This window comes from Rhodococcus baikonurensis, assembly GCF_040489275.1.
In the GTDB taxonomy this organism is placed as follows: domain Bacteria; phylum Actinomycetota; class Actinomycetes; order Mycobacteriales; family Mycobacteriaceae; genus Rhodococcus_F; species Rhodococcus_F baikonurensis.
Genome location: NZ_JBEUOQ010000008.1, coordinates 224,504 through 237,561, shown reverse-complemented (window position 1 = coordinate 237,561; position 13,058 = coordinate 224,504). Strand labels below are relative to the sequence as shown.

The window sequence follows — 13,058 nt, the reverse complement described above, 5'->3', positions numbered from 1 at the left end:
TTCCTATCCGATTCGTCCGGCGGATATGACACTCCGCAACATCAGGTCCAGTTGCTCGTAGGCTCCTGCCGCAAGTCGTTCGAGCAGTGCAAGTTTCAACTCGGGTGCCTGCGCGGTCAGTTCTGCGTATCGCTCCGGTGTCAGGACGGCCACGGTGACCGTGGAATCGGCGCGAATGTCGTTGAGGAAGGGGGTGTCGAGGAACATCGTCATCTCGCCGAACGTCATTCCGGCGGAGAGCGTCGTGATCCGGTGCTCGACCCCGTGTGCGTCCGTGAACATGGTGCTGACCTGGCCACTGAGAATCAGGTAGAACCCCGAGGCCGATTCACCTCGGCGGGCGATCTTCTCACCGCGGGCATAGGTTCGCGTCTCCAATTCGGCCGAGAATCCCTCGATCTGTGCCGCGGACAGAGCATCGAGAACAGGGTGGTCCTCGATCGAGATCGTCGACGCCTGCCGATCGGCTTCACAATGCACCGCGAGCAACGTGTCTTCGCACCACTGCATGGCGGAATCGAGGTCCGCAAAAACCCGACCACTTCTTCTGGCGGGGTCGATGCTCGAACTCCGTTGTCCCAGTAGTCCTTGCGGATCGACGACCGCCACTGCGCAGGCTTGTTCGGCCAGCTGAACCTGCAGCGCAGTGATCATCCGCACCGCGACGTCGCTCGCGTCGTCGACGCGGCGGACGTCGATGACGACAACTTCGAGACCTTCGTCCACCGAGCCGATTTCGCGGACCGCCGATTCGGCACCGGTGAAGAGGAGGTCGCCGTGCAGTTCGTAGACTCGGCTGCGCTTGCCGACGTCGTCGAGCACAGCCTGTTCGGTCGGGGTGCGTCGTACTCGCGACGGCGCTTCGATGACGCTGTATCTGGCTCGGATCGAGGAGCGTGACGCCCGCGTCACGTGGAGGAAGTGCAGTTCGAGTTCCTTCGACAGTGCCCGGGCGGAAGCAACTCCGCGAACGCTGTTTCCGTGAACGTCGAGCCGGGGGGAGTACACCGCGATGCCGATCTGGCCCGGCAGAACGGCCAGGACTCCGCCGCCGACGCCGCTCTTGGCCGGTAATCCGACCTCTACCAGCCACTTTCCGGCGCCGTCGTACATTCCGCAGGTTGCCATGACACTGAGGACCTGTTCGACGCCCGCGGGAGCCAGCGCACGCTCGTGGGTGAGCGGATTGACACCGTTGTTCGCCATCGTCGCAGCCATCAGACTCAGATCGCGGCAGGTCACGTCGATCGAGCATTGACGGAAGTACAGGTCGACGGCCTCGTCTGGATTGCCGGTGATGACGTCGAACGATCGCAGCATGTGTCCGATCGCGCGGTTGCGGTGACCGGTGCGCGCCTCGGAGGTGTAGACCGACTCGTTGAATGCCAGCTCGCGGCCTGCGTACCTCGAGTACGCCGAGCGGATGCGCTCGAAGCGGGCCTCGGGATTCGGGCCGGCAACCAGTGATGCAGCGGTGATCGCCCCCGCATTGATCATGGGGTTTCGTGGCCGTTCGGTGAGCGGGTCGAGGCTGATTTCGTTGAACGGCTCGCCGGATGGCTCGACGTCGATTTTCGCGGCAACCGCCTCGCTTCCCCGATCGGCGAGAGCCAAGGCGTAGGTGAAGGGTTTCGAGATCGACTGAATGGTGAACGGGATTCGCGAGTCACCGATCTCGTAGACGTAACCGTCGACGGTGGCGATGCAGATTCCGAACGAATCGGGGGCGACCGCCGCGAGTTCGGGGATGTAGTCGGCCAACTCGCCCTCGTCGAGTGATCGGACTTCGTCGAACACTCGCGTTATCAGGTCGTCGACCACAGTTCCCATACGTCGACCTTAAGCTGACATGGCGGTCGTTTTGTGGAACAAGAGTTGTCGAGTCGATTGCGACGGATCCCATTTGTCTGTGATTGCGATCACGAGCGATCCGTGGGATTTCGCTGTTACGCGAAGTCACACCGGAATCGGGCCGAGTCCGCGTGTCGGTTCGCCGGAACGCTCCGTAGACTGGCAGCACTGTCGCGAAGACAGCCGCGGCGCGCACCGGTGCAGCTGTGAAGCACGGAGGGAGCGATCTCGTTGGGTGTTCTTGCCCGCATTCAGGGTCCTGACGATCTACGTCAGTTGAGCCACGCCGAGATGACGGAGTTGGCCGACGAGATTCGTGAGTTCCTCGTGCTGAAGGTCGCTGCGACCGGTGGTCACCTCGGGCCCAACTTGGGCGTCGTGGAGTTGACCCTCGCACTGCACCGAATTTTCGACTCGCCGCAGGACGCGATCATCTTCGACACGGGCCATCAGGCCTATGTGCACAAGATCCTCACCGGCCGTCAGGATCAGTTCGACACCTTGCGTAAGCAGGGCGGACTGTCCGGATATCCGTGCCGCGCCGAGAGCGAACACGACTGGGTCGAGTCCTCTCACGCTTCCGCCGCTCTGTCCTATGCCGACGGACTCGCCAAGGCCTTCGCGTTGACGGGTCAGAATCGCCACGTTGTCGCCGTCGTCGGTGACGGCGCGCTGACCGGCGGAATGTGTTGGGAAGCCCTCAACAACATTGCGGCCGGCAAGGACCGTTCGGTGGTGATCGTCGTCAACGACAACGGTCGCTCGTACGCGCCGACCATCGGCGGGCTCGCCGACCATCTCTCGGCACTGCGGACCGCACCGAGTTACGAGCGCGCGCTCGACAGCGGCCGACGCCTGGTCAAGAGACTGCCCTGGGTCGGGCGCACCGCGTACTCCGTTCTGCACGGAATGAAGGCCGGTCTCAAGGACGCGGTCAGCCCTCAGGTCATGTTCACCGATCTGGGTATCAAGTACCTCGGACCGGTGGACGGACACGACGAAGCCGCCATGGAATCGGCGTTGCGCCGAGCGAAGGCTTACGGCGGGCCGGTCATCGTTCACGCCGTCACGCGCAAGGGCAATGGTTATGCACACGCCGAGAACGACGTGGCCGATCAGATGCACGCCACCGGCGTCATCGATCCCGTCACCGGTCGCGGCACCAAGTCGTCGGCGCCGGACTGGACGTCGGTCTTCTCGGCCGCATTGATCGAGCAGGCTTCGCGTCGTGAGGACATCGTCGCCATCACCGCGGCCATGGCCGGGCCCACTGGACTCGCGGCCTTCGGTGAGAAGTTCCCCGATCGGATGTTCGACGTCGGGATCGCCGAGCAGCATGCGATGACCTCGGCCGCCGGCCTGGCGTTGGGCGGACTTCACCCCGTCGTCGCTATCTACTCGACGTTCCTCAATCGAGCTTTCGATCAGTTGTTGATGGACGTCGCTCTGCTCAAGCAACCGGTGACGGTCGTGCTCGACCGCGCCGGGGTCACCGGAGTCGACGGCGCCAGCCACAACGGCGTCTGGGATCTTTCGCTCCTCGGAATCATTCCCGGGGTCCGCGTCGCGGCACCGCGTGACGCAGACACGCTGCGCGAAGAACTGGACGAGGCGCTTCTCGTCGACGACGGCCCGACGGTCGTACGGTTCCCGAAGGGTGCTGTACCCGAAGCTATTCCGGCAGTGAAGCGACTCGACGGAATGGTCGACGTTCTCAAGGCCAGCGAGGGTGAGCGCGGCGACGTGCTCCTCGTCGCGGTGGGCCCGTTTGCATCCTTGGCGCTCGAGATTGCCGAGCGCCTCGACAAGCAGGGCATCTCGGTTGCCGTCGTCGATCCGCGGTGGGTTCTGCCGGTCGCGGATTCGCTGGTGAAGATGGCGGACAAGTACGCGCTCGTGGTCACCATCGAAGACGGCGGTCTGCACGGCGGCATCGGTTCGACGGTCTCGGCTGCGATGCGTGCCGCCGGCGTGCACACGTCCTGCCGTGACATGGGCGTTCCCCAGCAATTCCTCGATCACGCCAGCCGCGAAGCCATCCACAAGGAACTCGGACTCACGGCTCAGGATCTCTCGCGCAAGATCACCGGCTGGGTGGCGGGGATGGGCAGCGTCGGCGTCCACGTCCAGGAAGACGCGTCCTCGGCGTCGGCTCAGGGTGAAGTCGCGCAAGGCTGACAGCTCGTCTCGCAATAATCTCGAAAAGCGGTGGCCCTCGGATCAATCCGAGGGCCACCGCTTTTCGGTGTGAAACCGTGAGATCTCGCTACTGGACGGATTCGAGCGTGCTGCCTCGCGTTTCCTTCACGAACCTCAGGACGACGAACAGCGACAGTAGCGCCATGACGGCGTATCCGGCGTAGGTGTAGGACAGATTCCAATCGGCCAGGGCCGGGAATGTCCAGGACACCAGGAAGTTCGCGACCCAGTTGGTGGCGGTCGCAATTCCCACCGCTGCAGCACGCACGCGGTTGGGGAACATTTCGGAGATCAACACCCAGACCACCGGGCCCCAGGACAGAGCGAAGAAGAAGACGAATGCGTTGGCTCCGATGAGTGCGATCGTGGCGTTGGCCCCGGTCAGCGTGGCCACGGATTCGCCGATCTCGTTCTTCGTCACTGTTGCCGAATGGAAACAGAAGGCTGCGGTACCCAGTGAGATGGCCATACCGGCAGAACCGACCAGCAACAGCGGCTTTCGCCCGACCCGGTCGATGACGGCGATGGCCACGAACGTGCCGACGATGTTGACCAGAGCGCTCACGACACTGATGAGCAGCGAGCGATCGGCCCCGAATCCGACTGCCTGCCAGAGCGTGCTCGAGTAGTAGAAGATCACGTTGATGCCGACCAACTGCTGCAGTGCAGCCAACGCGATGCCGACCCACACCAGATGCGAGACGCCGAGCCGCTTCGAGAAGAGTTGGCGGACTGTGGTCTTGGCCTGCTTCTCCGTCAGTGATTCACGAATCTCGTTCATCCGTTCGGTGACGGCGTCGTGATCTCCGCCTTCGAGGTCGGAGATGATCTTGCGAGCTCGATCGTCCTTGCCCTGCGCCACGAGGAATCGCGGAGACTCCGGAATCGTGGTTGTCATGATCAGGTACAGGACTGCGGGAACAGCCTCGAGCATCAGCATCCACTGCCAGGCTTCGAGGCCCGCGATCTGATTGCGATCACCGCCGGCCGCTGCTTGGAGGGCATAGTTGACCAACTGCGACACGGCGATTCCGAGGACGATCGCCAACTGGTACATCGAGCCGAGGCGTCCTCGAATCGCGGCGGGGGAGATCTCCGCGATGTATGCCGGGGCGATAACTGATGCGAAACCCACGGCCAGGCCGCCGACCACGCGCCAGAACGTGAGGTCGTAGACGCTGAACGGAATTGCGGAACCGACGGCGCCGATGATGAACAGCACCGCAGCTATCTGCATGACGCGGATGCGGCCGAGTCGGTCTGCGAGTGTGCCTGCGATCCAGGCGCCGAGTGCTGCGCCGAGCAGAGTCAGTGAGACCGTGAGCCCGGTGCCCGAGGCGCCGATGTCGTACTTGTCTCGGATCGCACCGACTGCCCCGTTGATGACGGCGGTGTCGTATCCGAACAGAAAACCGCCGAGCGCGGCGGCGCCGGCGAAGAGCACTGCGTGTCCGACGTCGGCGCGAGTAGCGCCGGATCCACCGCCGGAGGCGGTTCCGCTGAATGCCATTCCTGCCCCCTCAAAGGCCCTACGGTCGACACCCCGATGCGCCGATCCATCCGCGAGCACTCTGCACGCTACGCCCACCGGAGGAGATTTGGCGGGGACTCACGCGCCGTTATCCAGCTGAGTCCATTCTCGCGTCGAATCAGGCCGACTCAGAGATGCGGTATTGATTGCAGTGACTATGCAGACAATCAGGCAGGCGCAGGTGAGATGGGTTTATTCGCCCGCGAGACGCTCGGCTCTGGCCGCGATGTCCTCGAGATCCTTTGCCATGAATTTCCCGGTCACCCGCGCGCCCAATCGACCGAATACTGCTGTGAAGATCTTCGAGATACGTGACGTGGATTCGGATTCACCGGAGAAGTGCATCTCGAGGATCGTCCCTGCGGCGTCAGGCTTCAGAGTGAACCCACTCGTGTAGTTCATGCCGTGGGAGTTGGCTTTGACGACCGTGCGGGTAGGAGCGTCGACTTCGGTCACCCACATGTCCTCGGTTGCTTCCTTGCCCATCATCTTCCGAGTCTCACGCCACTTGGTGCCGACGGCGTAGCCCTCTCCGGCGAGCCGTTCGATACGGATCACGCCGGAGAGGGTCTCGGCAGCATTGTCGAGGTCCGTGAGGACCTGCCACACGGTCTCTGCCGGTGCTTTGACGTGCCTGGTTACGGAGATCGAAAGTTCAGCCATGCGGGTGAGCATAAAGACCGTGACCGACACTGCATCTTTTCTAGGTGGTTGCGCGCTTCGCGGCTTCGCTCAAGGTCGGTGTGATCTGGCCGAGGACCCACGGCGTGCTCAGGACGTTGACGTTGCTCAGTCCGCCGATGACGCGGGTGTCGCTGAGGAATGCGGTGGATCCGCGCTTGACCGCGTCGAGTCCACCGACTGCGGGTATGCCGGACGGATCACCGGAACCGTCGGTGAAGCCGACGATCACATCGGCGTCGATGTCGGCGATGTTCTCGTAGGAGATCGTCTTGAAGAACGATCCGCCTGCGTTGTCCGCGGCGAGCTTCTCGACGCCTGGTGCGTTGACGAACCCGAGTTCGGTCAGCACCTGGACGCGCGGATCGGTGGGCAGGTAGACGTTGATGTTGCTCGAGTCGGTGTCGAAGTTGACCACTGCCAACGTCTTCCCCGCGAACTCCGGGTGGGCTGCGGCGGTATCGGCGAGAGTAGCGTCGAGGCCGTCGACGAGCTTGTCGGCCTCTTCGCTCTTGCCGACTGCCTCGCCGACGATGCGGGTCTGGTCCTGCCAGGATGTCTGCCAGGCAGCGCCGGGGTAGGCGGCCGTCGGTGCGATCTTGCTCAGTTGGTTGTAGACGGATTCCTCGAAGCCCTCGTACGGCGCGAGGATGACGTCGGGTGTCAACGACGCGATGGACTCGATCGGCGGTTCTCCGCTGGCCGGCATGTCGAAGAGCGTGGTCTTGTCCGCGTCGAAGTAGTCCTGCGCCCAGGGCATCACGCCGTTGTCGTCCGCACCGTAGGTGTACTTGGGCTGTCCGACCGGAGTCAGATCGAGTGCGTACAGGATGTCCTGCGCGTTCCATCCGAGAGTGACGAGGCGCTCGGGCTTCGATTCGATGGTCGTGGTGCCGAAGGTGTTCTCGATACTGACGGGGAATCCGTCCGTACCTTGTGCGGTCGTCGAGGTGTCCGTATCCGAGGAGCACGAGACAAGGGCGGTGACTGCAATTGCAGCGGCACCGAGGGCGGCAAAGCCTCGAACAGAAGTTTTCATGAAGGGCAGCCTAACCTACTGATTTTCGGCAGCCAAACGAAACCGAGTGCGCTGTTTATGCAGGTGGGGGTGAGATGTGGGCCGGGTTTCGCGGGCCCCCGTTTCGGTGGGCGATACTGTCCCGGTGCGATCACAGCAAAAGATTCTCGCCGCCGCTCTCGGACTGATCGAAGGCGGCGGATTCGAGGCTGTGAACATTGCCGCGGTTGCCACCGCGGCCGGTGTCTCGCGTCAGACGGTGTACTCGATTTTCGGAACGCGAGAAGAGGTCGTCTCCCAGGCGATGGGCGGTCTTGCCATCGAGGTGCTCGGGGAGATCACGGCACAGGTGGAGTCGGTCGACACGGCGTGTGACTATGTCGTCGAATTCATCGTTGCCGCGCGAACTGCCGTGCGTGCTCACCCGGTTCTGGCGACACTGCTTCTCGCAGAACGGGGAAACCCCGTCTTCGACGTCGAAATGATGAGTCGAGCAATACCTTTCGCTACTCAGATGCTCACTCCGATGGTCGAACGTGGTCTCGCCACGGACGTGGAACTCGACGAGATAGTGGAAATTGCCGTGCGTCTCGGACTTTCGGTTGTCGCCTTCGACAGTGAACTCGTCCATTCCGACGACTCCCTGCGCGCCTTTCTCGCGCGGTGGCTCGGGCCCGCAATTCGGTCGACCTCGTAGTTCCTCGCCTACTTCGTCAAAACCTTGACACTAGATCGTCAGAGTGTCTAGTTTTGGCGTGCCCGGAATTCTCTGGCGACATTCTTCGAGGGAGCACCAGTCATGTCCGGAGTGAAACGTAGGTCATTTTTGGCCGGTACGGCTGCCGTGGGAGTCGCGATGACGGCGCCACGCACTGCCAAGGCTGCAACAGGGATTCCGCTGACCCGTGAGGAACACCGTGTCGTCGTCGTGGGATCGGGATTCGGCGGCGGGGTCACGGCTCTTCGCTTGGCCGAGGCAGGGGTTCCGGTCACCCTGCTGGAGAGAGGGATTCGGTGGCAGACCGGACCGAATGCCGAAACTTTTCCGCATCCCGCCAGCCCGGACAAGCGCATCCTCTGGCATCAGTCCAACCCGACTCTGTTCGGTAGGCCGGCGATCTTCGAGCCCTATGCAGGCTTGCTGGAGACGGTGACGGGCGAGAACATGACAGCGATCTGCGCAGCCGGTGTGGGCGGCGGATCGCTTGTGTACCAAGGGATGACGCTGCAACCGGAAGAAACGGTCTTCAACGCACACTTTCCGGAGGAACTCGACTACGCACGAATGGACCGCGTCCATTACCCGCGGGTGGCGCGGATGCTGCGGGTGGAAACTGCACCCGACGAACTGATTTCCAGCCCCAACTACGAGGCGGCACGCGTATTCGCGCGTAACGCAACGCGTTCCGGTCTACCCGTGTCGAAGATTCCGATGCCCATCGACTGGAACTACGCGCTGGCCGAACTGCGGGGTGAGATGAAGCCGTCGTACACCAACGGTGACGGCGCACTCGGGGTCAACAACGGCGGCAAGCATTCGGTGGACGTCACCTACATTGCGGCTGCGGAAGCGACCGGATTGGTCGAAGTGGAGACTCTGCACCAGGTCACCGATGTCGAGCGGGCGGCCGACGGGCGGTGGCGCGTATACGTGGACCGGACCGATATTTCGGGCAAAGTTCTCGAGAACAAGATTTTGACGACGGATGCGCTCGTCATGGCTGCCGGCAGCATGAACACCACCAAACTCCTGGTCCGCGCAGCGAAAACGGGGCGGATCACGGATCTGCCCGAGGAACTCGGCGCAGGATGGGGGACCAATGCCGATCGGATCTACATCTGGTCGGATCTCGCCGAGAATTTCGGTGCGACCCAGGGTGGACCGGTCGTCTACGGCAGTCGGAATTGGGAGGACCCGCACAACGCGTTCACCGTCATTCAGGCGTCGTTCCCGCCGGTGGCGTTCGACGCTCACAGCACGGTGATGGTCGGATTCGGTGTCAGTACCGACCGAGGTCGGTTCGTGTACGACTCGGTGCGGGGTGAGGCGGTGCTCCATTGGCCGAAGGACGGGGATTCGGCGATCCAGCAACGCCACATCGGGCCGGCGGCCCATCGGATCGCGGCCGGAGGTCTCCTGACCGACACGAACGCGATACTGCCGTCCACCTGGCATCCTCTCGGCGGCGCCTGCATGAACTCGGTGTGCGACCTCGATGGCAGGGTTCTCGGTCAGCGTGGGTTGTACGTGCTCGACGGTGCTCTGCTGCCGGGCAACTCCGCCGCGTGCAATCCGTCGATGACCATTGCCGCCGTCGCGGAGCGTGCGCTCGAGAACATCGTGAAAGACGATGTGGGAATCCTCTTCTGAGTCTGCACAAACGCCACGGACGGCGTACCCGAAGGCACGCCGTCCGTGACGGTTCGATCGACTTTCTCAGACGCTGGCAACGCCAGGCGCGAGGAAGCGCTTGCCGTTGACGGCTTCGGAGGTGCCGGTCCGGTCCAGGTACGGCGTGATGCCGCCGTTCCAGAATCCGAATCCGCCGCCGAGCAGCAGGCAGAGGTCGATGTCCTCGGCTGCCGCTACGACGCCCTCGTCGAGCATGATCTGAATTTCCTCGGCGAATGCACGACGTGTGCGCTCGAGGACCTCTTCCGAGGTGGACACCTTGTCACCCTGCGGCCACAGCGCGGCGACCTCGGGATCGACGGCCTGACCGTTCTCGCCCCAGGTCCACACGCCGGGCTTGCGAGCCTCGACGAGTGCTTCGAGTCCCGGTGAGCTCTTGAACCGGTCAGGGTACGACTCCTGCAGGGTCTCACCGGTGTGCAGAGCCACTGCGGGTCCGACGAGGGCCAGCAGCGTGAACGGCGACATGGGCATGCCGAGTTCGGCGATGGCATTGTCCGCGACGTCGAAGGGTGTGCCTTCGTCGACGGCGGACATGACCTCACCCAAGGTGCGGGTGACGAGGCGGTTGAAGACGAAGCCGGCCTTGTCGCCGCAGAGGACGGCGGACTTCTTCAGCGACTTCGCGGTAGCGAAAGCCGTTGCGAGAGTGGCATCGTCGGTCTTGCTGCCCTTGATGATCTCGAGGAGGGGAAGAACGGCCACCGGGTTGAAGAAGTGGAAGCCGACCACGCGCTCGGGATGCTCGAGCCCGGACGCCATCTCCGTGATGGAGAGCGAGGAGGTGTTGGTCGCGAGGATGGTTTCGGGAGCGATGAACTGCTCGAGTTCCGCGAAGACCTTCTTCTTGACGTCCATGTTCTCGAAGACGGCTTCGATGACGAAGTCGGTCTTGGCGAACGCGGCCTTGTCGAGGGAACCGGAAACGAGTGCCTTGAGGCGGTTCGCGGCGTCGGGGGACAGACGCCCCTTGCCCTGGAGCTTCTCGATCTCGGTGTGGACGTAGCCGACACCCTTGTCGATGCGCTCCTGGTCGATGTCGGTCAGGATGACCGGCACCTTGAGCTGGCGGACGAAGAGCAGCGCGAGCTGGCTGGCCATGAGGCCGGCGCCGACGATGCCGACGCCGCTGACCTTACGAGCGAGCGAGCGGTCGGGTGCTCCCGCGGGACGCTTGGCGCGCTTGTTCACCAGATCGAATGCGTACAGACCCGCGCGGAGTTCGTCCGTCAGGAGGAGGTCGGCAAGAGCCTCGTCCTCGGCCGCGAAGCCCTTGTCGAGCGAAGCGGCATCGGTGATGTCGGTGCTGCGAGCCAATTCGAGCAGCTCGACAGCCTTGACCGCGCCGGGAGCGTTGCCCTTGGTCTTGCCGTCGACGATTGCCTTCGCACGAGCGATCGCGTCGTCCCAGCCCTGGCCACGATCGATCTCGGGACGAGCGGGGGTGACGGTGCCGGCAAGAACCTGCGACGCCCAGGCGAGAGACTGCTCGATGAAGTCGGCGGAGTCGAGAACGACGTCGACGACGCCGAGTTCGAGTGCCTTCTTGGGGGAGAGCACCTTGTTCTGGTTCAGTGCGTTTTCGATCACCACGGTGACGGCGTTGGACGGGCCGACCAGGTTGGGGAGCAATTGCGTTCCGCCCCAACCGGGGACCAGACCGAGGAACGCTTCCGGGAGACCGAGTGCGCCCGCGTTGGCGGCAACCGTGCGGTAGTGGCTGTGCAGGCCTACTTCGAGTCCGCCGCCCAAGGCGACGCCGTTGATGAAGGCGAACGTGGGAACCGAGGACTCACGCAGGCGTCGGAACACCTTGTGGCCCAAGCGACCCAGTTCGAGTCCCTGCTCACGTGAGGTGATCGCGGGAACGCCCTTGAGGTCCGCGCCGGCGGCGAAGATGAACGGCTTGCCGGTGACGGCGATGGCAACCGGGTTGGCGGCAAAGGCTTCGTCGAGGGCGGCGTCGAATGCTGCGAGTCCGCCGGGACCGAAGGACGACGGCTTGGTGTGGTCGAAGCCGTTGTCGAGGGTAATCAGTGCAAACGGGCCCTCGATGCCGGGGACCGAGATGATCTTCGTGTAGGCGTTCGTCACGACCTCGTCGGCGAATGCTGTTGCAATATCAGACATTTAGTTAACTCCTGCCTGGTAGTCAGCGTGGTTCGGGTTCTCCCAGATGACGGTTCCGCCCATGCCGAGGCCGATGCACATGGTGGTCAAGCCGTAGCGCACGTCGGGACGGGTCGCGAACTGGCGGGAGAGCTGCGTCATCAGGCGAACGCCCGAGGAAGCGAGGGGGTGGCCACACGCGATGGCGCCGCCCCACTGGTTGACGCGCGGGTCGTCGTCGGCGATGCCGTAGTGCTCGAGGAATGCGAGGACCTGAACGGCGAACGCCTCGTTGATCTCGAATAGTCCGATGTCCTCGATCTTCAGGCCGGTGCGTGCCAGCAGCTTCTCGGTGGCGGGAACCGGGCCGATTCCCATGACGGCGGGGTCGACGCCCTGGTAGGCGAAGCCCACCATGCGCATGCCGACCGGCAGTCCGAGCTCGGCTGCGGTGTCCTCACCGGCGAGCAGGGCGGCGGTGGCGCCGTCGTTGAGTCCGGCGGCGTTACCGGCGGTGATGCGTCCGGCCGGGCGGAACGGCGTCTTGAGCTTCGCGAGATCTTCGACGGTGGTTCCGGGGCGCGGCGGCTCGTCCTCGGTGGCCAGGCCCCAGCCTGCAGAACTGCGGGTGGCGACGGGGACCAGGGTGTCGGCGATGAAGCCTGCTTTCTTGGCAGCGTCGTACTTGTTCTGGCTGTTCACGGCGTAGGCGTCCGTGCGTTCCTTGGTGATGGTCGGGAACCGGTCGTGCAGGTTCTCGGCGGTGTTACCCATCACGAGGGCGCTCGGGTCGACCAGGCGATCGGCGAGGAAACGAGGGTTGGGGTCTGCGCCCTCACCCATCGGGTGGTGACCCATGTGCTCGACGCCACCGGCGATCACGACGTCGTACTGGCCGAAGCCGATGCCCGACGCGGTGGTGGTGACAGCGGTCATCGCGCCGGCGCACATGCGGTCGATGGCGAAGCCGGGAACGGTTTCGGGGAGACCGGCGAGGATCGCGGCCGTGCGGCCGATGGTCAGGCCCTGATCACCGGTCTGCGTGGTGGCTGCGACGGCCACTTCGTCGATCCGCGCGGGATCGAGCTGCGGGTTACGACGAAGCAGCTCACGAATCGCCTTGACGACGAGATCGTCTGCGCGTGTGTCGGCGTACATGCCTTTCGGGCCGGCCTTGCCGAACGGGGTGCGAATGCCGTCGACGAAGACGACGTTGCGTTGGTTGTTTGTGGATGGAGCCACGCGAATTCCTCCTG

General features: G+C 63.7%; 9 protein-coding genes. 3 read left to right on the top strand and 6 right to left on the bottom strand.

Annotation, left to right across the window (positions count from 1 at the left end; genetic code table 11):
• Window positions 1-3: 3 nt before the first annotated feature.
• Window positions 4-1,830, bottom strand: coding sequence for a glutaminase A (gene glsA, locus ABWI03_RS20255; protein ID WP_095970523.1), 1,827 nt, complete (start codon window positions 1,828-1,830; stop codon window positions 4-6).
• A gap of 252 nt (window positions 1,831-2,082) precedes the next feature.
• Here glsA and dxs point away from each other — a divergent pair, with 252 nt between their 5' ends.
• A complete protein-coding gene (gene dxs, locus ABWI03_RS20250) occupies window positions 2,083-4,029 on the top strand; it encodes a 1-deoxy-D-xylulose-5-phosphate synthase (RefSeq protein ID WP_296553626.1) in 1,947 nt (648 codons plus the stop codon).
• 88 nt (window positions 4,030-4,117) lie between these two features.
• Here the strand turns inward: dxs and ABWI03_RS20245 are convergent, their stop codons facing one another.
• The 3 genes from ABWI03_RS20245 to ABWI03_RS20235 all read right to left on the bottom strand — a co-directional run bounded on the left by ABWI03_RS20245 (window position 4,118) and on the right by ABWI03_RS20235 (window position 7,301).
• Entirely contained in the window at window positions 4,118-5,560 is a 1,443-nt protein-coding gene (locus ABWI03_RS20245) for a sugar porter family MFS transporter (protein WP_124569724.1), read from the bottom strand.
• Between the two features lie 213 nt (window positions 5,561-5,773).
• The gene (locus ABWI03_RS20240) at window positions 5,774-6,244 is read right to left on the bottom strand and encodes an SRPBCC family protein (protein WP_298781510.1); all 471 of its coding nucleotides are present in this window, start codon (window positions 6,242-6,244) and stop codon (window positions 5,774-5,776) included.
• 40 nt (window positions 6,245-6,284) lie between these two features.
• The gene (locus ABWI03_RS20235) at window positions 6,285-7,301 is read right to left on the bottom strand and encodes an iron-siderophore ABC transporter substrate-binding protein (RefSeq protein ID WP_124569723.1); all 1,017 of its coding nucleotides are present in this window, start codon (window positions 7,299-7,301) and stop codon (window positions 6,285-6,287) included.
• A gap of 124 nt (window positions 7,302-7,425) precedes the next feature.
• Here ABWI03_RS20235 and ABWI03_RS20230 point away from each other — a divergent pair, with 124 nt between their 5' ends.
• Together ABWI03_RS20230 and ABWI03_RS20225 are read left to right on the top strand one after the other, a co-directional pair.
• Entirely contained in the window at window positions 7,426-7,977 is a 552-nt protein-coding gene (locus ABWI03_RS20230) for a TetR/AcrR family transcriptional regulator (RefSeq protein ID WP_095970519.1), read from the top strand.
• Between the two features lie 102 nt (window positions 7,978-8,079).
• Complete coding sequence (locus ABWI03_RS20225) at window positions 8,080-9,651, top strand: GMC oxidoreductase (protein WP_298781514.1); 1,572 nt, start codon at window positions 8,080-8,082, stop codon at window positions 9,649-9,651.
• A 66-nt stretch (window positions 9,652-9,717) separates the two neighbouring features.
• Here ABWI03_RS20225 and ABWI03_RS20220 read toward each other — a convergent pair whose 3' ends face one another.
• Both ABWI03_RS20220 and ABWI03_RS20215 read right to left on the bottom strand, forming a co-directional pair.
• A complete protein-coding gene (locus ABWI03_RS20220; RefSeq protein WP_235172138.1) occupies window positions 9,718-11,823 on the bottom strand; it encodes a 3-hydroxyacyl-CoA dehydrogenase NAD-binding domain-containing protein in 2,106 nt (701 codons plus the stop codon).
• Complete coding sequence (locus tag ABWI03_RS20215; RefSeq protein WP_095970517.1) at window positions 11,824-13,044, bottom strand: thiolase family protein; 1,221 nt, start codon at window positions 13,042-13,044, stop codon at window positions 11,824-11,826.
• Window positions 13,045-13,058 lie beyond the last annotated feature (14 nt).